Origin of the sequence: Pseudomonas sp. RGM2987 (assembly GCF_022952855.1) — a bacterium.
Lineage (GTDB): Bacteria > Pseudomonadota > Gammaproteobacteria > Pseudomonadales > Pseudomonadaceae > Aquipseudomonas.
In genome coordinates, this window is sequence record NZ_JALJDX010000189.1 from 24,943 (window position 1) to 46,200 (window position 21,258).

The following is a 21,258-nucleotide window of genomic DNA, read 5'->3' on the forward strand; positions in this document are numbered from 1 at the left end:
TCAAAGGGTCTCCAGGTCCGCCAGGAAATCATGCATCTCACTCAGGTCTTCGCTGGAGTGAGGGGTCAGGTGGGCCGTCAGCCGTTCGGCGTACTCGGCCAGCGACGCGGTGCTGAACAGCAAGTCCAGCGGCACCGCGGCGCCTTGTTCCATTTGCAGGCGCGCCGTCGCTTGCGTCGCCAGCAGGGAATGCCCACCCAGTTCAAAGAAATTGTCGTCGCGCCCTACCCGTTCGAGCTTGAGCACGTCTTGCCAGATGGCCGCGACGCTCTGTTCGAGCGCGCCTTCGGGCGCTGCATAGGCGCGCAGCCGCTGCGTGGCGTCCGGCTGCGGCAAGGCCTTGCGGTCGAGCTTGCCGTTGGGCGTCAGTGGGAACCGCTCCAGCAGCACCCACTGCGCCGGGATCATGTAGTCGGGCAGCAATGGCGCGAGCTGCGCCTTGAGTGTTTCGCGCAGCAGCGCGAGCTCGGTAGCCTGCGGTTGGGCGGCAATCAGATAAGCCACCAGTTGCATGCCGCCCGGCCCAGGTTGCGGCACCACCACCGCTTCGCGGATCGAATCCTGGGCCAGCAGGCAGGCTTCGATTTCCCCCAGCTCGATGCGGAAACCGCGGATCTTCACCTGATGGTCGAGCCGACCGAGGTATTCGATGACCCCGTCGCCACGCTGGCGCGCCAGGTCCCCGGTGCGATACAGGCGCGTGCCGTTGCCGAACGGATCCGGCAGGAAGCGCTCGGCGGTGAGCGCCGCACGGGCGTGGTAACCCCGGGCCAGGCCGTCGCCGCCGATCAGCAGTTCACCGCTCAGGCCGACCGGATTCGGCGCGAAGTGTTCGCCAAGGATGTACAGGGAAGTGTTGGCAATCGGCCGGCCGAGGCATGGCAGGCGCTGCTCTTCGGTGAGCCGATGAGCCGCCGACCAGATCGTGGTTTCGGTCGGGCCATAGAGGTTCCAGACCTCGCCGCCGACAGCGAGCAAGCGTTCGGCCAGGTCCTCGGCCAGCGCTTCGCCGCCGCACAGGCACTTGCGCCCGGCGAGCGCGGCCGCCGCCGGATGGTCGAGCAACATGCGCCAGGTCGAGGGCGTGGCCTGGACCACGCTGACCTGTTGCCGCTCGATGGTCTGCAACAAGGCTTGCGGATCGTGCGCAGTCTGGCGGTCCACCAGCACCACGCAGGCACCGCTGAGCAGCGCGCCGTAGAGTTCCAGGCCGAAAATATCGAACGAGAACGTGGTCAGCGACAGCACCCGGTCACGGGCACACAGGCCCGGTTCACGAACCATGCTGCTGACGAAATTCACCAGCGCCTCATGGCGCACCATCACACTCTTGGGCTTGCCGGTGGAACCGGAGGTGTAGATGGCGTAGCAGAGATTGTCTCCCTCGACCTGCACCTGTGGATCTACAGGCGAAGCGCCGTCGAACGGGTCATCCAGCGCAGCGGCTAGCAAGGTCTGCACCCCGTCCGGAATCGACAGCCGCTGCAACTCCGACGCCTGGGTCAACAGCCATTGTAGGCCGCTGTCTTCGATCATGTGGGCCAGGCGGTCGGCCGGGTATTGCGGGTCGAGCGGCACATAGGCACCACCGGCCTTGAGCACCGCCAGCAAGCTGACAATCATTTCAACGCCCCGGTCCAGGGCGATCCCCACCAACTGATCGGGGCCGACGCCGCGCTCCAACAGACGCCGGGCCAGACGATTGGCCCGGGTGTTGAGCTCGGCATAGCTCAGCGATTGCCCGGCAAACACCAGCGCCGGGGCGTCCGGGGTCCGCCGGACCTGGGCCTCGAACAAGCGGTGGATGCAGCGCTCAGCGGGGTAATCCGCCGCGGTTGCGTTCCAGCTGTGCAGCTGTTGTTGAAGTTCCTGCGGATCCAGCAGGCTCAGCTCACCGAGGGGACGTTGCCCGGCGTCGATCATTTGCACCAGCAGTCGTTGCAGGTGCAGGCCGATCTGCTCGACCGAATCCTGGGCAAAACTGGCGCACTGGTAGCTGAACTGCACCGCCAATCGCTCGCCGAGGCTGACCAGCAGTGTCAGTGGATAATGAGTCTGTTCGAGGTTATCCACAGCGCCGAAGCGCATGCGCTCCGACGCGCCTTGTGCCAGGACCTCGGAGATCGGGTAGTTCTCGAACACCAGGATGTTGTCGAACAGCGCCTCACCGCCCAGCCCGGCCCAGCGCTGGATATCGAACAACGCGCTGTGCTCGAACTCGCGCAAGGCCAGGTTCAGCCCTTGTACCTGCTGCAACCAGTCGCCCAGCGACTGTTCTGCACGGGGGCTGGCGATGACCGGCAAGGTGTTGATGAACAGGCCGATCTGGCCCTCGACGCCGATCAGGTCCGCCGGACGCCCCGCCACCGTCGCACCGAACGCCACGCAGGATTTGCCGGTGTAGCGCTGCAACAGCAACAGCCAGGCAGCTTGCACCAGGGTATTGACGGTCACTTTCGAGGCCCGGGCGAACTCGGCCAGACGCCGGGTCTGCGTGGCGTCCAGTTGCAGGTGATGGTGAGCGTAGGCAGTCGCCGCAGCCGTCGTTGCTGGGCGCGCAAACACCTGGGCCAGATGGACCGGCTCCTCCAGCGTACGCAGTTGCTGGGTCCAGAACCGTTCGCCCAGCGCCGCATCCTGACGCTGCAGCCAGGCAATGTAGTCCCGATAACGGCCCGTCGGACGCGGCACCGCTTCGCCACGGTAATGCTGCAACACTTCGCCCAGCAGCTGCGCGCTGCTCCAGCCGTCCATCAAGATGTGATGGTTGGTGTAGATCAGGTGATACCGAGCCGGCCCGGTGCGCACCAGCACCAGGCGCATCAGTGGCGCACAGCCCAGATCCACGCCCAGGTCACGTTCTTCATCGGCGAGGGTTTGCAGCGCGCCAGCGCAATCAGGCTGCTCGCGCCAGTCGAGGAGCCGGAACGGCACGTCGACCTGACGCTGCACGACTTGCAGCGGTTGCTCCAGGTCGCCCTGCCAGACAAAGCCGCTGCGCAGGATGTCATGGGCATCGACCACCGCCTGCCAGGCGGCGCGGAAACGTTGCGGATCCAGCCCCTCGGCATCGAGGCGCATCTGGTTGATGTAGTCGCCCGCGCCCTGCCCAAGCAGGCTGTGGAACAACATGCCCTGTTGCATCGGCGACAGTGGATACACATCGTCCACGGCCTGGGGTTGCGGCACCAGCCTGTCCAGCTGTACCTGGGTCAACCGCGCCAACGGGAAATCCGAGGGTGTGACGCCGCGGTGGCGGTCATCACAGCAGTGGCTGATCAGCGCGCTGAGTTCCTGGGTGTAGTCATCGGCCAGGCGTTGGATGGTCGCGCTGTCGAACAGCGCGCCGCTGAAGGTCCAGCTCAGGTCCAGCTCGCCGTCGAAGACCTTGCCGTCCAAGGCCAGCGGACTGCCCAGCGGGCCTTGCAGGTTCAGCTCTTCACCGCCACTTTCGCCGGTGGGCACGAACAAGGCGTCGGCGGCGCCATTGAAACTGGCGTCGAACTGACCGAGGTAGTTGAAGGTCAGTTGCGGCGTCGGCAAGGCCCGCAGCGTTTGCCGCGCCTGCTCATCCCCCAGGTGCGCCAGGGCGCCGAAGCCGATGCCCTTGTCGGGGATGGCGCGCAGTTGTTCCTTGATCTGCTTCAGCGAGGCCCCGAGGTCGGCGGCCGGGGTCAACCGAGCCGGGTACAGGCTGGTGAACCAACCGACGGTGCGGGTCAGGTCGACCTCGGCGAACAGCTCTTCACGGCCATGGCCTTCCAGTTGCACCAGCACGCTGTCGTCACCGGTCCAGCGCACCATCACCCGCGCCAGAGCCGTGAGCAGCAGGTCATTGACCTGGGTGCGATAAGCCGCCGGAGCCTGCTGCAACAGCTGTCGGGTCAGGGATTTGTCCAGCCGTGTGCGGATCACCCGGGCCTGGCAATGCTGCTGCCCACCCTGGGGATTGTCCCAAGGCAATGCGGCGTCGGCGCCCTGCAACTGCTGCTGCCAGAAGCTCAACTCGGCTTGCAACGCGGCGCTGGCGGCATGGGCCTGCAATGCTTCGGCCCAGCGCCTGAGGGCGTGGGTCTTGGCCGGCAACTGAACGGTTTTCCCGGCTAGAAGCTGGCGATAGGCGTTTTGCAGGTCTTCGAACAGAATCCGCCAGGACACGCCGTCCACCACCAAGTGATGGACCACCAGCAACAGGCGTTGCGAACCATCGGCGAGGTTCGCCAGCACCGCCCGCAGCAAGGCGCCGCCGTGCAATTGCAGGCTGCGCTGGGCCCGGTTGCCCAAGGCTTGCAGCGCGTCGAGATCAGCCACGTCGGCCTGCCAGAGCAAGCTCTCGGCGCCCTGTTCTGGCACGTCGCGATAGCGCGCGGTCCAACCTTTGCCCTGCTCGCTGAACTCCAGGCGCAAACCGTCGTGGTGGGCGACCAAGGCGTGCAAGGCCTGCTCCAGCAGCGAGGCGTCCAACACCTGGGTTGGCTTGAGCATCACCGACTGGTTCCAATGGTGGCGGTCGGGGATCGCCTGGGCGAAGAACCATTGGTGGATCGGCAGTAGCGCGGTTTCGCCGGTCACCGGTTGCTGGTCGACCGCTGGCTGTGATCCGCCGGTCTGTACCACGCTGGCCAACGCCTCGATGGTCTGGTGCTGGAACAGATCCTTGGGAGTGAAATGGATGCCGGCCTGACGGGCGCGGCTGACCACCTGGATCGAGACGATGGAGTCACCGCCCAGTTCGAAGAAGTTATCCCGCAGACCGACTTGGCCGAGCTTGAGCACATCCTGCCAGATGTCCGCCAGTCGTTGTTCCACGGCATTGCGCGGGGCCACGTAGGTTTGCTGCAACTGGCTGGCGTCGGGCTTGGGCAGGTTCTTGCGGTCGAGCTTACCGTTGGGGGTCAGCGGCAGGCGTTCGAGTATCAACAAGTACGCCGGGACCATGTGCGCCGGCAGTGTCGCCTTGAGCTGTGCGCGCAGGTGCTCGGCGAACCCATCGGGCGCAGTGGCCGGCGCGTCAGCCACCACATAGGCCACCAGGCGTTTGCCGCTGCCGGCAGCGCCTTCCTGGGCAACCACCACCGCTTCGCGCACGCCGTCCAGGGCTTGCAGGCAGGCTTCGATTTCGCCCAGTTCGATGCGGAAGCCGCGGATCTTCACCTGGTTATCGATGCGGTCCAGGTAATCGAAAGTGCCATCGGCGCGTTGACGCACCAGGTCGCCGGTGCGGTACAGCAAGCCGCCGTGGCGGCTGAACGGGTCGGCGACAAAGCGCTCGGCGGTCAGGCCCGGACGGTTCAGGTAGCCGCGGGCCAGGCCGGTGCCGCCCAGGTACAGCTCGCCGGCCATGCCTTGGGGCAGCAGGTTCAGGTCAGCGTCCAGCACGTAGGCACTGCGGTCGCCGATGCGGCTGCCGATGGGCGCATAGGCGGCGCCGCAGGTCACGTCACGGCCGGCCTTCCAGATCAGCGGGGTGACCACGGTTTCGGTCGGGCCGTAGCCGTTGATGATGAAGTCCGGGGCCAGGGCGCGCTTGACCCGCTCGAAACTGGCGTTGGGCACCGCGTCGCCGCCAAAGCAGTAGATGCGCACCTTCGGCGGACGGCCTTCGCGCTCGGCATGTTCGGCCAGTTGTTGCAGGTACACCGGCGGGAATGCCACCACGCTCACGCCATGGGTGTGCATGGCATCAAAGGTCTGTGCCGGGGTCCACAGGCTGTCATCACGGATCAGCAACGATGCGCCATGGGTCAGGCTGGTGAGCCAACGCTCATGGGCGCCATCGAAGGCAAAGGACATGAAATGGAATTCGCAATCGCTGTCACGCATTTCGTAGCGTTCGCCGATGGCCTGGCAATGCATCGCCAGCGGACCGTGGGCCACGCTCACGCCCTTGGGGTTGCCGGTGGAGCCCGAGGTGTAGATCACGTACGCCAGGTTTTGCGGATCGACCTTGACCTGAGGTGCTTCCAGCGGTTGGCGGCTCAGATCCAGGCTGTCGAGCTCCAGTACTCGGGCAGCACGCTCCAGGGGCAACTGCGCCGACAGGGTGGAATCGGTCAGCAACAACGTCAGCCCCGAATCCTCGATCAGGTACGCCAGGCGTTCACGGGGGTAGCTGATGTCCAGCGGCACATAGGCTGCGCCGGCCTTGAGCACCGCCAGTAGCGCAACGATCACCTGTTCACTGCGCGGCAACGCCACGCCGACCCGGGTTTCCGGAGCGACGCCCTGGCCGATCAAGGCGTGGGCCAACTGGTTCGCCCGGCGGTCGATCTCGCCATAGCTGAATCGCTGCCCGTCGAAGATCACCGCCGTGGCCTGGGGTTTCAACGCAGCCAGGTGGGCGATGCGCTGATGCACGGCGATATCGGTCGGGTACGGCTGCGGATGGTTGGCGGCCTGCTGATGGGCCTGTTCTGCCGCGCTGACCAGGGCGATTTCGCCCAGATTGCGCGTGGCCGATTCAGCGAAACGCTCCAGCAACTGCCCCAGATGCTGGCTGATGCCTTCGATCGCTTCGGGGCTGAAGTGCGCCCGGTCGAAACTGTAATGCAGCGCCAGCGTCTGGCCAAGGGTCACGGCCACGCTCAGCGGGTAGTGGGTTTGCTCCAGATGAGAGACCTCGCCGAACGTTGCTCCTTGCCCGGCGCCATCCTTTAAGGCCTGGGCAATCGGGTAATTCTCGAACACCAGGATGTTGTCGAACAACGCCTCGCCGCCCTGCCCGGCCCAGCGCTGGATGTCGGCCAACGGCGTGTGCTCGAATTCCCGCAGGCTCAGGTTCTGCGCCTGTACCGTGTGCAGCCAGGCACCCACCGATTGATCCGGACGCGGCGCGGCGATCACCGGCAGAGTGTTAATGAACAAGCCGATTTGTTGCTCGATGCCAGGCAGATCCGCCGGGCGCCCGGCCACGGTGGCACCAAAGGCGACGCTGTCGTGGCCGGTGTAGCGTTGCAACAACAGCAGCCACGCCGCTTGCACCAAGGTGTTGAGGGTGACTTTCTGCTGGCGGGCAAACTGGGCCAGGGCTTGGGTGCGAGGCAGTTCCAGGGTCTGGAGATAATCGCCCCTGCCGCTCTGGACAGCGTCGGTGGACACAACCCGCGCCAACCGGGTCGGCTCCTGCAACATCGCCAACTGGCCGCTCCAGAACGCCTCGCTGCGTTGCGCGTCCTGGCGCTGCAACCAGCCGATGTAATCGCGATAGCGCCCGGCATTGGCCGCTGGCGGTTGGCCGTTGTAGCGCTGCAGCACTTCGCCCAGCAGTTGGGCATTGCTCCAGCCGTCCATGAGGATGTGGTGATGGGTGTAGATCAGGTGCCAGCGGTCAGCGCCGGTCTGCACCAGCACCAGGCGCAGCAGCGGTGCCCGGGCCAGGTCGAAGCCCTGGTGGCGCTCGGCGTCGGCACGCTGGTTCAAGGCCTCGGCGAGCTCCTCGCGCCCGCGCCAATCCACCACCGTGAAGGGCAACCCGACCTGGCGCAGAACGATCTGCAACGGTTGTTCGAGACCCTGCCAGACAAAGCCGCTGCGCAGGATGTCCTGGGCGTCGAGGGTGGCTTGCCAGGCTGCGGCAAAACGCTGCGGATCGATGCCCTGGACGTCCACCCGCAACTGGTTGATGTACTCCCCCGCCGCCTGCTCGTACAGGGTGTGGAACAGCAAACCTTGTTGCATCGGCGACAGCGGATAGAGGTCGTCGACTTGCCCCACCGCGACCGGCAGGCTGTCGAGTTGCGCCTGGGTGATATGCGCCAGCGGGAAATCCGACGGGGTCGCCTGCGGCGCTTCGAGGGCGCAGCAATGCTCGATCAGCGCGTCGAGTTCGGCGAGGTAGTCGGCGGCCAGGGTCTCGATGGTCTGGCGTTTGAACATCCGCTCGCTGAAGCCCCAGTTCAACGACAGCTCGCCGCCGTAGACCTGGCCCTCCACCGTCAGCCAGTTCGCCAGTGGCGCCCGGGCATGCTGCGCCGCGCCGCTGCCTTCGCTGGACGGCACGAACAGCGCAGCATCGTCGAACTGCCGGTCGAACTGGCCCAGATAATTGAAGGTGATGCGTGGCGCCGGCAAGGCCGCCAGTTCGCTGCGCACCGACGGTTCGCCCAGGTAACGCAGCACGCCGTAGCCCAGGCCCTTGTCCGGCACGGCGCGCAGTTGTTCCTTGATGCTTTTGAGCGATGCACCCAGCTGCGCAGCAGGACGCAGACTGACCGGGAACAGGCTGGTGAACCAGCCGACAGTGCGGGTCAGGTCCAGCCCGTCGAACAGGTCTTCACGGCCATGGCCTTCCAGCTGGATCAGCGTGTTGTCCTGACCGGTCCAGCGACAGATTGTGCGCGCCAGGGCGGTCAACAGCAGGTCGTTGACCTGGGTGCGGTAGGCCTTGGGCGCCTGTTGCAGCAGTTGGCGCGTGCGCTCGGCGTCCAGCCGCAGTTGGACCTTGCGTTCGTCGCACGCCAGCAGCGAGATGTCGGGGTAATCGCACGGCAGATTATCGGCAGGTGTTTTCGCCTGGGCGCGCCAGTAGTCGAGGCTGTCCATGAAGCGGTCGAGATGGCCGTGCAGCTGCGCGGACCATTGCCCATAGGCGCTGGTCCTGGCCGGTGGCTGGATCGGCTGGCCGCCCTGCAACGCGGCGTAGAAATCTTGCAGGTCTTCCAGCAACACGCGCCAGGAAACGCCGTCCACCACCAAGTGATGGATCGCCAGAAGCAGGCGCTGGCTGCCGTCGGCCATGTCCACCAGCAGCGCCCGCAGCAGCGGCCCGTCTTCCAGGTCGAGGCTGCGCTGGGCGTCGTCGCACAGGGCGTTGAGTTGTTCCGGCGAAGTTGCCTGGCGTTGCCACAACAGACTGTCCGCCGAGGGTTCGGCATAGGCCTGCTGCCATTGGCCGTTCACTTGGGCGAAGCGCAGGCGCAGGGCGTCGTGATGTTCGGTCAGTCGGGTCAGGGCCGTGTCCAGCGCCGCGACATCGAGCGGCGCCTGCGGCACCAGCAACAACGACTGGTTCCAGTGCTGACGCTCAGGAATGTCACGCTCGAAGAACCAATGCTGCACGGGCGTCAACGGTGCGCTGCCGCTGGCTGGCCCTTGCGCGACCGGGTGGCTGTCGCCCTGGCGCGCCACCAGCGCCAGGCTGCGCAGGGTCTGGTGCTGGAACAGCGATTTAGGATTGAGCGCGATACCGGCCTGCCGCGCACGGCTGACCACTTGCATGGAGACGATGGAGTCGCCGCCCAGCTCGAAGAAATTGTCCTCCAGGCCGATGCTGTCGAGGTTCAGCACGTCTTGCCAGATCGCCGCGAGGGCTTTTTCCATCGAACTCTGAGGGGCGATGAATTCACGCTGCTGGGCGCTGCCGTCAATCGCCGGCAAGGCCTTGCGGTCGAGTTTGCCATTGGGGGTCAGCGGCAGGCTGGCGAGGAACAGCAAGTGCGCCGGCACCATGTAGTCCGGCAGATGCTCGCCCAGGGCCGCCTTGAGGGTTTCGCGCAGTTGCACCTGGGCTTCGACCTCCGCCAGCACGCTGGCATCGTTCGGCACGATGAACGCCACCAGTTGCGGGCCGTGCTCGGTGTCCTGGGCCAGTACGGCCAGCTCGCGCACCTGGGATTGTTGCAGCAGCCGCGCTTCGATTTCCCCCAGCTCGATACGGAAGCCGCGGATCTTCACCTGATGATCGATACGGCCGTGATATTCGAGCACGCCATCGCTGCGATAACGGCACAGGTCGCCGGTGCGATACAGCCGTTCGCCGGTTTTGGAGAACGGACTGGGCAGGTATTTCTCGGCGGTCATCGCCGCGCGTCCCAGGTAGCCACGGGTGATGCCCGCGCCGCTCAGGTACAGCTCAGCCGAGACGCCCTGCGGCACCGGTTGCAGGTCGGCGTCGAGCAGGTAGGCGGCGCTGTGCTTGAGCGGCCGGCCTATGTTCGCCGTACCGCCGACCGTGCGCCGGGTCCAGGTGGAATAGGTGGTGTCTTCCGAGGGGCCGTAGAGGTCGTAGACGTGCTCGACACCGTTAACCTGCGGGCCCTGTGAAACCTGTGGGAGCGAGCCTGCTCGCGATGGCGTCCTGTCAGTGGATACTGAATTGTCTGATCCACCGCTATCGCGAGCAGGCTCGCTCCCACAGGGGTACAGCACTTGAACCAGACTCTGCTTCAAAGGCTCGCCGGCCAGGTTGATGATCCGCACGCTGGCGGGGATCTCGCCGCTGCGCTGCAACGCGGCGATGGCCGAGGGCACGGTGTTGATCAGCCGTACCTGATCGCGGGCCGGCAGTTGCGGCAGCTCCAGGGCGTTGCGGGCGATGATCAGCGAGCCGCCGTTGGCCAGGGTGACGAACAGCTCCCAGACCGACAGGTCGAAGCACACCGAGGTCGAGGCGAGCACGCCCTGGATGTCGTCACGGCTGTAGACCGAAGCGGACCAGTCGATCAGCGCCAGCACGTTGCGATGGGCAATCGCCACGCCCTTGGGTTGGCCGGTGGAGCCGGAGGTGTAGATCACGTAGGCGAGGTTGTCCGGTGTGACCGTGGTGTCCGGCGAAGCCCGCGGATACCGCGTCAAGTCGATCTGATCGAGCAGCAACACCGCAGTCTCTTCAGGCACGGTCAACGTCGCCGCGACCGCCTGCTCGGTCAGCAACACCCGGGCGCGGCTGTCGTCGAGCATGTAGGCCACGCGCTCGGCCGGGTAATCCGGATCCAGCGGCACGTAGGCGCCACCGGCCTTGAGCACCGCCAGCAAGGCAACCGGCAGCTGTTCGGAACGCGGCATCGCCACGCCCACCCGCACTTCCGGTCCCACGCCCAGTTCGATCAGTTTGTGGGCCAGGCGATTGGCGCGACCGTCGAGTTCGCTGTAGCTCAATCGGGTATGGGCGAAGGTCACCGCCAGGGCGTCCGGTGTGGCATCGGCTTGGCGGGCAATCAGTTGATGGATGCACAGGCTTTGTTCAAACGTCGGGTGCATCGGGTTCCAGTCGTGGATCAGGCGCTGGTATTCGTCGTCGGCCAACAACGGCAATTCGCCGACCAATGCCTGGGTGTCGGCGACCATGCCTTGCAGCAGGTGTGTCCAGTGCCGGGCCATGCGCTCAATGGTGCTCGCGTCGAACAGATCGTCGGCATAGGTCAACGCCGCGTGCAACTTGCCAGACTTCTCCCAGGTGTCGAGGGTCAGGTCGAATTGCGTGGTGCGGCTTTGCCACTCGAGCATCGACAGCTCCAGCCCCGAGGCGGTGCGGATGCTGGCGATGTCGGCGACCTGTGGCTGGTGGTTGTACATCACCTGGAACAGCGGCGTGTGGCTGAGGCTGCGCTCAAGCTTGAGGGCTTCCACCAGTTGCTCGAATGGCAAGTCCTGGTGGGCCTGGGCGCCGAGGGCTGCTTGCTTGATCGAGCGCAGCAGTTCGTCGACACGGGTCTGGCCATGGAGCTCGCTGCGCAGCACCTGGGTGTTGACGAAGAAGCCGATCAGCCCTTCGGTTTCCGCCCGGTTGCGGTTGGCGATGGGCACGCCGACGCGGATATCGGTGTGGCCGGTGTAGCGATGCAGCAGCACGTTGAACGCGCCGAGCAGCAGCATGAACAAGGTGATGTTGTGGCGCTGGGCCGTGCTGCGCAGTTGCTCGGCCAACGCCGGCGCCACGGCGAATTCGTAGCGCGTACCGCGATAGCTCGGCATGGCCGGGCGCGGGTGATCGATCGGCAGCTCCAGCACCGGATGTTCATCGCCCAGTTGCGCTTGCCAGTACGCCAGTTGCCGCGCCTGCTCGCCGGCCTCCAGCCAGCGCCGCTGCCATAGGGCGTAGTCGCTGTACTGGATCGGCAACTCAGGCAGTTGCGGGACAAGCCCCGCTTCAAAGGCGTCGTAGTAGCGGATGAATTCGTCGATCAGCACGTTCATCGACCAGCCGTCGGAGACGATGTGGTGCAGGGTCAGCAACAGCACGTGTTCTTCGTCGTCGAGCTTGAGCAACTCGACTCGCAGCAATGGACCGCTGGACAGGTCAAAGGGACGCATCGACTGCTCGCTGGCGGCGTGGCGAACCGCCTGCTCGCGTTCATCCGCCGGCAAGGCGCTGAAGTCTTGATGGGCAATGCGTAGCACGCTGTCGGACGGCACTTGCTGGAGGCTGTCGTCAGCCTGGCGCTGGAACACCGTGCGCAGGGTTTCATGACGGGCCACCAGGCTGGCGAACGCCTGTTCCAGCGCCGGCAGGTTCAAAACGCCCTTGAGCCGCACCGCTCCCGGTAGGTTGTAGGCACCGCTTTCGGGCTCTAACTGCCAGAGAAACCACATGCGCTGCTGGGCATAGGACAGGGCCTGGCGATCCTCGGCCTCGACGCCTTGGGGAATGGGAAAACCGCTGAAGTCCACGCCCTCCTTGTCCAGGGCCGCCAGGAACATACGGCGCTTTTCCAGGGGCAACCCGATAAACCGGCGAGCGAGTTTCAAGGCGTCTTCAGCATTCATTTCTGGGGTATCCGGAATCAGTGGGCACAAGGCACAGAGGCAAGTCGTCCCTATAAAACGAATGCAGACCGGAAAAATTAGCGGTTGGGAATGGGTATCAGGAAGAGCATCCCGATACAGGACAGATCACAGAAAAACCTGTGGCGAGGGGATTTATCCCCGTTGGACTGCGAAGCAGTCCTTCTGGAAGGAAACCGGATCCGAAGACCGACAGGTTTTGGGGCTGCTGCGCAACCCAACGGGGATAAATCCCCTCGCCACAACAGCGGGGCTGGGTGAATCAGGGAGTCAAGCGCTGGCCGCCAGGCCATGGCGCCGATGGTGCCCGCTCAACTGATCCTTGATCAGCCGCAGCACCCGGGCCTCGTGCTCATGGATGAAAAAATGCCCACCGGCCAGCATGTCCAGGGAAAAGCTGCCGGTGGTTTCCCGGCGCCAGCCCATCAGTTGCTCGGTGGTGGCCTTGTCGGTGGTGCCGCCGAGCACGTGCACCGGACAATCGAGGGGCGCTCGCAGGCGCGGCTGGAAGCGTCCGCACAGCAGAAAGTCGGCCCGCAGCACCGGCAGGGTCAGCGCCATGAGCTCTTCGTTGGCCAGGATCTCCTCGCTGGTGCCGTTGAGGGTGCGCAACTGGTCGATCAGCTCGGCGTCGGTTTTCGGCACGGCGAACTCCCGGTCGTAGTCGGCCCGCAGGGTCGGCGCCGCGGTGCCCGAGGCAAACAGCGCCAGTGGCGGCGGGCAACCCAGTTCCCGCAGGGCATGGGCCAGCTCACAGGCCAGCAACGCACCCAGGCTGTGACCGAACAAGGCATACGGCGCCTGGAGCGTCGGCCGCAGCTCCCGGGCCAGTTGCAGCGCCAACGCCGCCATGTCGGTCTGCAACGGCTCATCGAAGCGCGCCCCGCGCCCCGGCAGCTCTACCGGCTGGACCTGCATCCATGACGGCAATTTACGCCGCCAGCGGCTGTACACCATCGCGCTGGCGCCGGAATAAGGCAGGCACAGCAGGGTCAGTTGGGTCACTGCGGTTTTCTCCGATCGGTCGTGTATGAAAGATAACGAAGCTGCAACATAGCGAATTAGTCGCAATCGATGTCGCCGCCACGCAATCCTATACTGGCGGCATCCGATTCACTTCACCCAAGGAGAACGCCATGAGTTGGTCCGCCAGGCAATATGTTGCATTCGAACAGGAACGTACCCGTCCAGCCCGAGACCTGCTAGCCGCCATCCCTACTACTCAGGCGCGCTCGGTCATCGACCTGGGCTGTGGCCCCGGCAATTCCACCGAGCTGTTAGTGGAGCATTTTTCCGGCGCAACGGTGCGCGGCCTGGACAGCTCCAGCGACATGGTCGAAGCCGCTCGCCAACGCTTGCCCTCCGTGGCGTTCGACACCGCGGACATCGGCCAATGGAACGAGCCCGGGCCGTTCGATGTGGTCTTCGCCAACGCCGTGCTGCAATGGCTGCCCGACCACGCCAGGTTGCTGCCATCGCTGGTGAGCAAACTGGCGCCTGGAGGCAGCCTGGCCATCCAGATGCCGGACACCCTGCACCAGCCCTCCCACCGCTTGATGCGGGAAATCGCCGCCGACGGGCCGTGGGCCAGCCAACTGGCCGGCGCGGCGGATACCCGCACTGAAGTGGAAGACGCCAGCACCTATTACTCGATTCTCAAGCCCCACTGCACAAGGGTCGATGTGTGGCGCACCACCTACCATCACCCATTGGCCGACGGCGCCGCGGGTGTGGTGGAGTGGTTCAAGGGCAGCGGCTTGCGGCCGTTCCTCACGCCGCTGGATGAGGCGCAGCGCCAAGCGTATCTGGAGCGTTATCTGCGAGCGGTCGAACAGGCGTATCCGGCGCTGGACGATGGAACCGTGTTGCTGCCGTTTCCCCGGGTGTTCATGGTGGCGACGCGCTAGAGCGTGGGTTTGCGCTGGGGGGCTAAATTTTTGCTCCAGGTTCTCGTTACCTGCCAGAACCACCCCCACAAGAGTGACCACCGTGGACTTGCAAACCATCCTGGGCAAGCTGTTCGCCAATGCCGGCGCCGTTGGTATCGAAGGCGTTTTCCAATTCGTGTTCGGTCCGCACCAGGCGTATTGGTCGCAGGTCACGGACCGCAGCCACACCCAGGCCGGTCGGCACCCAAGTCCCGATGTGACCATTGAAGTGGCAGAGAAGGATTTTCTCGGGATCATGGCCGGCCTGGCCAATGTCGAGGAACTGTTTGCCAGTGGTCGCCTGAGGATCGGCGGCAACATGGGCCTGGCGACGTTGCTGCCGCAGATCATCGACCATGCCCGCCACGGCAGCGCAGTGGCGGCGAAGGTCGACATGAACCAGCGCTACCCCACCCCGCCGCGCTTCAGCGAAAAACTCAGCGCCAGCCTGCCCACCCAACGCTTCGTGGAGCGACGACCGCGCAGCGAGTTGTCGGTGCAGGAATTTCGCGCGCGCTACCTGCCCCACGGCATCCCGCTGGTCATCAGCGATGCCTTGCAGGACTGGCCGCTGTTCAAGCTCAGCCGCGAAGAATCCCTGGTGCACTTTGCCGAGCTGCAAGGCATCACCCGCCACGGCGACTACGTGAAGAAAACCTTTTCCACCGAGCGGGACTTTCGCTCCACGTCCATGGCGGCATTCATCGCGTCCCTGGACAACCCGACGGCCCAGGGCGCCGACGGCGAACCACCGGCTTATATGGGCAATAACATCCTGCCGGCGCAGTTGCTGGAACAGATCAACTACCCGCCCTACTTCGACCAGTCGTTGTTCATCCCGCCACGGATCTGGATCGGCCCCAAGGGCACCTTGACGCCACTGCACCGCGACGACACCGACAACCTGTTCGCCCAGGTCTGGGGCCAGAAAAGCTTCATCCTCGCCGCACCCCATCACCGCGAAGCCCTCGGCACTTGGTCGACCGCGCCCCAGGGTGGGCTGGATGGCTGTGATTTCAACCCGGACGCCCCGGACTACCAACGCTTCCCCCAGGCCCGGGACGTGACGTTCCTACGCGTGACGCTGGAGGCTGGGGATTTGCTGTTCTTGCCCGAGGGCTGGTTTCACCAGGTGGAGTCGGTGTCCACCTCGCTGTCGGTGAATTTCTGGGTGAACTCGGGGCGGGGTTGGTGATTGCCAGAGCGGCACTGCCCCTGTGGCGAGGGAGCTTGCTCCCGCTGGGACGGTCCGACGCCTCGGGCGAAGCGGCCCCTATTTTGTGAGTGCTACGCACTCAAGCGGGAGCAAGCTCCCCCGCCACAGGGGGTTTGTTTGGACCCGGTTATTTCAAATGCCGATAACTCTGCACCGCCGCCCCCAGCACCACGGCCCCGGCGAGGATCGCCAGCCCGAAACCGGCACGTGCGCCGTAGTGGTCCACCAGCCAACCGGAACCGGCGGCGCCAACCGCCACGCCGATGCTCAGGCCAGTCACCAGCCAGGTCAGGCCTTCGGTCAGCCGGGCCGGCGGCACCAGGCGTTCCACCAGCGCCATGGCGACGATCAGGGTCGGGGCAAACGACAGTCCGGCGACAAACATCGCCACCGACAACCCGGTGATATTGGATGCGAACAGTAACGGCAGCGTCGTCAGGCCCGTCCCCATCCCACCGTACAAAAACAGCTGCGGCAACGGCAACTTCGAGCGCAGCGCGCCGAACGCCAGCCCGGCCAGGCATGAGCCAAAGGCATAGACCGACAGCACGATACTCGCCGCCGCCGGTTGCCCCTGTTGCTGGGCGAAGGCCACGCTGACCACGTCCACCACACCGACGATGGTGCCCATGGCGAGCATCAACGACAGCAGCAACAGCATGTCGCCGGAACCGATGAGCGAACCCTGGTGCTGTGCCTGATGCGCATGGACCGGCGGCTCGGTGGCGCGCTGCAAGACAAACGCCGTCACGCCGATTGCCAGCGTCAGCACCGAGGCCAGCGGACCCGCCTCGGGAAACGCCACCACGCACAATCCTACCGACAGCGGTGGCCCGACGATGAAACACACCTCGTCGAGCACCGACTCCAGGGCATAGGCGGTGCGCAGTTGCGGTTGGCCGCGATACAACTCGGTCCAGCGCGCCCGCACCATGGCCGACATGCTGGGCATGCAACCGGACAGGGCGGCGAAGATGAACAAGGTCCAGTGGGGCGCCTGCAACCGGGTGCAGAGCAGCAACATCAGCAACGCCCCGCCACCGATCAACGCCGCCACCGGCAAGACCCGGCCCTGACCGAAACGGTCCACCAGGCGTGACACCTGCGGCGCGCAAAATGCGGTCGCCAAGGCGAAGGTTGCCGCCACCGCGCCGGCCAGGGCGTAACCGCCCTGCAACTGCGAAAGCATGGTGATCAGGCCGATGCCCGTCATTGAAACCGGCATCCGCGCAACCATGCCCGCCAGCACGAAACCCAGGCTGCCGGGAGCGTTGAACAGTTCGCGATAAGGGTTTGCCATGGATCCGGCCTCGACAGGGGCCTGCAACTTGCCACAAAGGACGGCTGCGGGGGAAGCGCCAAAATGTGGCGCAAATGTGAAGAGTGTCGTGCGCAAGTGAACTCTCTGCGCCTTGCGCCAGTCAGCCAATTAGGCCGTCCATTGAAGGTGCTCTTTATGCAGATTTCCCTCGCCCGACAAGTCGCGCTAGTGACCGGTGCCAGCTCCGGCATCGGTGCCGGCGCCGCCCAGGCCCTGGCTGACGCCGGTGCCGCCGTGGTGCTCAACTACCATTCCAGCGCCGGCCCGGCCGAAGCGTTGGCCCGCGAAATCAACGCCAACGGCGGCCGTGCCATCGCCGTCGGTGCCGATGTGTCGAAGGAGGCGGACGTCGAACAACTGTTCGCCAAGGCCCTCGATGCCTTTGGCACGCTGGACATTCTGGTGGCCAATTCCGGCCTGCAAAAAGACGCGGCCGCCGTCGACATGAGCCTGGAGGACTGGAACACCGTGATCGGCACCAACCTCACCGGGCAGTTTCTTTGCGCCCGTGCCGCCCTGCGGATTTTCAATCGCCAGGGGATTCGCCAGGGTGTGTCCCGGGCCGCCGGCAAGATCATCCACATGAGCTCGGTGCACCAACGCATTCCCTGGGCCGGCCACGTCAATTACGCCGCGTCCAAGGGCGGTGTCGACCTGCTGATGCAGTCCCTGGCCCAGGAAACCAGCCACCAACGCATCCGCATCAACAGCATCGCGCCGGGGGCCATCAGTACCGCCATCAATCGCGATGTCGTCGAGGGTGAGCAGGGGCAAAAGCTGCTGGAGTTGATTCCGTATGGTCGCGTGGGTGACGTGGAAGATGTCGCCAACGCAGTGGTGTGGCTGGCGTCGGACCTGTCCGATTATGTGGTGGGCACCACGTTGTTCATCGATGGCGGGATGAGCCTTTATCCGGGGTTTCGCGGCAATGGCTGATCACGACGAATCGCAGAGCCCGATCGAAAACCACGGCATCATCGGCGACATGCGCACCGCCGCGCTGGTCAACGACCGGGGCAGCGTGGACTTTTTCTGCTGGCCGGAATTCGACAGCCCGTCGATCTTCTGCTCGCTGCTGGACACGCCCCAGGCAGGCATTTTCCAGCTCACCCCGGACCTGCCGGAGGCCCGTCGCCAACAGATCTACCTGCCCGACACCAACGTGCTGCAAACCCGTTGGCTGAGCGACGGCGTGGTGGTGGAAATCACCGACCTGCTGCCCATCGGCGACAGTGAGGATGACCTGCCCGTGCTGATGCGCAAGGTGCGCATGGCGGTGGGCCGTGCGACATTCCGCATGCGCTGCGCGGTGCGCCACGACTATGCCCGAGCCGCCACCACGGCGCGCCAGGACGCTACACACATCTGTTTCGAAGCACCGGGGCAGCCGAGCCTGCGCTTGTGCTCCGACCAGTCCATGACCCTGGACGGCGACACGGCAGTGGCCGAATTCACCCTGGAACAAGGCCAGGGCGCCGAATTCCTGCTGGGCGGCATCGACGATCCGCGGCTCCAGGGAGACGCCAGCGCACTGTGCCTGGAACGGACCCTGGCGTTCTGGCGCGGCTGGATCGGCCAGTCCACCTATCGGGGCCGCTGGCGGGAAATGGTCAACCGCTCCGCCCTCGCGCTCAAGCTGCTGACCTCGCGCAAACATGGCGCGATCATCGCCGCGGCCACCTTCGGCCTGCCGGAAACCCGTGGCGGCGAACGCAACTGGGATTACCGCTACACCTGGATCCGCGACGCCTCGTTCACGGTCTACGCGTTCATGCGCCTGGGCTTTGTCGAAGAAGCCAACGCCTATATGCGCTGGCTGCGCAGCCGGGTCAGCGACTGCTGCGAACAACCGACCCGGCTCAACATCCTGTACGGCCTGGACGGCAGGCTCGAATTGCCGGAAACCGAGCTGCCGCACCTCGCAGGCTTCGGCAACGCGCAACCGGTGCGCATCGGCAATCTGGCCTACCAGCAGGTGCAACTGGATATCTTTGGCGAGCTGATGGACGCCGTGTACCTGGTCAACAAGTACGGTGAAGCCATTTCTCATCAAGGCTGGAAGCACGTGGTCGATGTGGTCGATCAGGTGTGCAACATCTGGCAGGACGCCGACGTCGGCATCTGGGAAATGCGCGGCGAAAAACAGCAGTTCCTGCACTCGCGATTGATGTGCTGGGTCGCGGTTGACCGCGCCATCCGCCTGGCCGAAAAACGCTCGCTCCCGGCGCCGTTCGCCCGTTGGGATGAGACCCGTCAGGCGATCTACGAAGACATCTGGACGAACTTTTGGAACGAGGACCACCAGCATTTCGTCCAACGGCTGGGCAGCACCGCCCTCGACGGCGCAATGCTGTTGATGCCCCTGGTGCGCTTCGTCAGCGCCCGCGACCCGCGCTGGCTTTCCACCCTGGAAGCCATCGAAAAAAGCCTGGTGCGCGACGGCATGGTCTACCGCTACCGCAACGACGACAGCCCCATCGACGGTCTTAGCGGCACCGAAGGCTCTTTCGCCGCCTGCTCGTTCTGGTACGTCGAATGCCTGGCCCGCGCCGGCCGCGTGGAAAAAGCCCAGCTGGAATTCGAACAACTGCTGCGCTACGCCAACCCGCTGGGGCTATACGCCGAAGAATTCGATAGCCACGGTTACCACTTGGGCAACACTCCCCAGGCGTTGACGCACTTGGCATTGATCAGCGCGGCGAGTTTCCTGGATCGCAAGTTGAGTGGGGAGAAGAATAATTGGCAGCCGTGAGTGGCGTCGCCTCGCTTGCGGATGAACACTTAACTGGTGTCCAGAATTACTTGACCAGTTCACACAACCTCCCTGTGGCGAGGGGATTTATCCCCGTTGGGCTGCAAAGCAGCTCCTAAGAAGGACGCTCGCGATCATTCTGATACACCGAGTGTCAGCTTCTGGGGCTGCTGCGCAGCCCAGCGGGGATAAATCCCCTCGCCACATAAGCGGTGTGGCAGTCAGGACGTTGGTTCGATGTTATCCAGTGCCCGGTTGGCCAGCAGCGTGCTCAGTTCGATCAACTGCTGAATCCCCAACGCCACATGCCGCCGCGATCCTTCCAGGTCGAACGCAAAGTCATCGAGCATTGCATTGGCCGAAGCCAGGGTTTCGCTGAGGCTGGTCAACACCGATTCGTTGCTGAGCCCCGGCGCCACCGAAAAGACCTGGCCGTCCTGGGTGTCGGGCTTGGTTGGAGCGTCAGGCGATAAGTGGATGTTCAGCGCCCGCTCGGCGGCTTCGCGATGTTCTTTTGAATCGAGGGTGGTGTAGGACGAGAGGTTTTCGGCGGTTGGAGGGTTGGGGGTGATTTTGACCATTGTGAAACTCCTGACTTGAAGTGGAGCTCACCCTCCTCGTGACCAAACGAGGATGGTGGGCGGTACGCAGGTTGGTCAACCGGGAAGTCAGGCACCCGGCGCACTCGAAAGTGCCCCGCGCACAGCCCACCGCAAAGCATACCGACAAAAGCGCCAAGATGCTGGGTTGGCGCATGTGCGCCTGACATTGGACGGGTGACCAAACCCGGTCGCTGATTTTGCAGCGACCGGCAAAGCCTATCCCCGCCCCTTCCTAACCGACAACCGACAGGATTCGTCAGAAAATTCCGCTTCGCTTAATTCCTTGTAGGAACAAAACCCACTGTGGCGAGGGGATTCATCCCCGCTGGGCTGCAAAGCAGCCCCAAAAGCTAACAGCCCGGTGATCTGGCTGATCGTGAACGTCCTGTTTAAGGGGCTGCTGCGCAGCCCAGCGGGGATAAATCCCCTCGCCACAAAGGCTATTTCGATCACCTTGCCAGCTCCGCAAACCCCTCCTAAGATCGATGCACCCACGGGTGCAGCGGAGCTGCCCGGTCACACCCGACTCAAGGATTCGACATGACTCACATAAAACGCTCCATCACCACCGCGCCCCGATCAGGCCTGTCCCGGGAGGACCTTTGGGACGGCCCGGACAAGGGCTTGATCAAATGCTGGGAAATCGGCCGCGAACGGGCCGGGCGGTTTCCGGAACTGGCGCAACGTTGCCTGGCTGGTGAACTGCCGGTGCTGGGCTGGAAAGGTGGCGTCAGCCGCAGCCTGAAGAAAAACGCGAAATTCGGCTGTCTCAAATATCTCGCTCAATGGCAGGGCCTGCGCGGTGAAGACCTGGACATCGACCTGACCCAGGAACGCACCCTCACCTGTTCCGGCACGAACATGATCGTGACCTTTACCCCGGACCGGGCCAAATACGTGAATCAGGAACCCGCCTGAGCGCCATCGTGCACCGCCGG

Annotated in this window: 9 protein-coding genes; 5 read left to right on the forward strand and 4 right to left on the reverse strand. The window is 64.6% G+C overall.

Features of this window, described 5'->3' with window-relative positions; translation table 11 throughout:
- Positions 1-12,483, reverse strand: coding sequence for a non-ribosomal peptide synthase/polyketide synthase (locus tag RGM2987_RS12740; protein WP_245141552.1), 12,483 nt, complete (start codon positions 12,481-12,483; stop codon positions 1-3).
- 288 nt (positions 12,484-12,771) lie between these two features.
- Positions 12,772-13,506, reverse strand: coding sequence for an alpha/beta fold hydrolase (locus RGM2987_RS12745; protein WP_245141554.1), 735 nt, complete (start codon positions 13,504-13,506; stop codon positions 12,772-12,774).
- A 131-nt stretch (positions 13,507-13,637) separates the two neighbouring features.
- On the opposite strand from RGM2987_RS12745, the gene tam reads away from it, so the two are divergent.
- Together tam and RGM2987_RS12755 are read left to right on the forward strand one after the other, a co-directional pair.
- Complete coding sequence (gene tam, locus RGM2987_RS12750; protein WP_245141556.1) at positions 13,638-14,408, forward strand: trans-aconitate 2-methyltransferase; 771 nt, start codon at positions 13,638-13,640, stop codon at positions 14,406-14,408.
- A gap of 82 nt (positions 14,409-14,490) precedes the next feature.
- Positions 14,491-15,624, forward strand: coding sequence for a cupin-like domain-containing protein (locus RGM2987_RS12755; protein ID WP_245141559.1), 1,134 nt, complete (start codon positions 14,491-14,493; stop codon positions 15,622-15,624).
- Positions 15,625-15,772: 148 nt separating this feature from the next.
- Here RGM2987_RS12755 and RGM2987_RS12760 read toward each other — a convergent pair whose 3' ends face one another.
- Positions 15,773-16,945, reverse strand: a complete 1,173-nt coding sequence (locus RGM2987_RS12760) for an MFS transporter (protein ID WP_245141562.1) — start codon at positions 16,943-16,945, stop codon at positions 15,773-15,775.
- 156 nt (positions 16,946-17,101) lie between these two features.
- Here RGM2987_RS12760 and RGM2987_RS12765 point away from each other — a divergent pair, with 156 nt between their 5' ends.
- Together RGM2987_RS12765 and RGM2987_RS12770 are read left to right on the forward strand one after the other, a co-directional pair.
- The gene (locus RGM2987_RS12765; RefSeq protein ID WP_245141564.1) at positions 17,102-17,902 is read left to right on the forward strand and encodes an SDR family oxidoreductase; all 801 of its coding nucleotides are present in this window, start codon (positions 17,102-17,104) and stop codon (positions 17,900-17,902) included.
- A complete protein-coding gene (locus RGM2987_RS12770) occupies positions 17,895-19,718 on the forward strand; it encodes a glycoside hydrolase family 15 protein (RefSeq protein WP_245141566.1) in 1,824 nt (607 codons plus the stop codon). Before RGM2987_RS12765 ends, RGM2987_RS12770 begins: the two co-directional genes overlap by 8 nt.
- Before the next feature lie 221 nt (positions 19,719-19,939).
- Here RGM2987_RS12770 and RGM2987_RS12775 read toward each other — a convergent pair whose 3' ends face one another.
- Positions 19,940-20,299 (reverse strand): DUF6124 family protein, encoded by a 360-nt coding sequence (locus RGM2987_RS12775; protein WP_245141569.1) that lies wholly within the window; start codon positions 20,297-20,299, stop codon positions 19,940-19,942.
- A 561-nt stretch (positions 20,300-20,860) separates the two neighbouring features.
- On the opposite strand from RGM2987_RS12775, the gene RGM2987_RS12780 reads away from it, so the two are divergent.
- Positions 20,861-21,238 (forward strand): hypothetical protein, encoded by a 378-nt coding sequence (locus RGM2987_RS12780; RefSeq protein ID WP_245141571.1) that lies wholly within the window; start codon positions 20,861-20,863, stop codon positions 21,236-21,238.
- Positions 21,239-21,258 lie beyond the last annotated feature (20 nt).

Coding starts and splice junctions, on each gene's coding strand:
- RGM2987_RS12780 (WP_245141571.1), top strand. CDS start 20,861: ATGACTCACATAAAACGCTCCATCACCACCGCGCCCCGATCAGGCCTG.
- RGM2987_RS12740 (WP_245141552.1), bottom strand. CDS start 12,483: ATGAATGCTGAAGACGCCTTGAAACTCGCTCGCCGGTTTATCGGGTTG.
- RGM2987_RS12775 (WP_245141569.1), bottom strand. CDS start 20,299: ATGGTCAAAATCACCCCCAACCCTCCAACCGCCGAAAACCTCTCGTCC.
- RGM2987_RS12770 (WP_245141566.1), top strand. CDS start 17,895: ATGGCTGATCACGACGAATCGCAGAGCCCGATCGAAAACCACGGCATC.
- tam (WP_245141556.1), top strand. CDS start 13,638: ATGAGTTGGTCCGCCAGGCAATATGTTGCATTCGAACAGGAACGTACC.
- RGM2987_RS12760 (WP_245141562.1), bottom strand. CDS start 16,945: ATGGCAAACCCTTATCGCGAACTGTTCAACGCTCCCGGCAGCCTGGGT.
- RGM2987_RS12765 (WP_245141564.1), top strand. CDS start 17,102: ATGCAGATTTCCCTCGCCCGACAAGTCGCGCTAGTGACCGGTGCCAGC.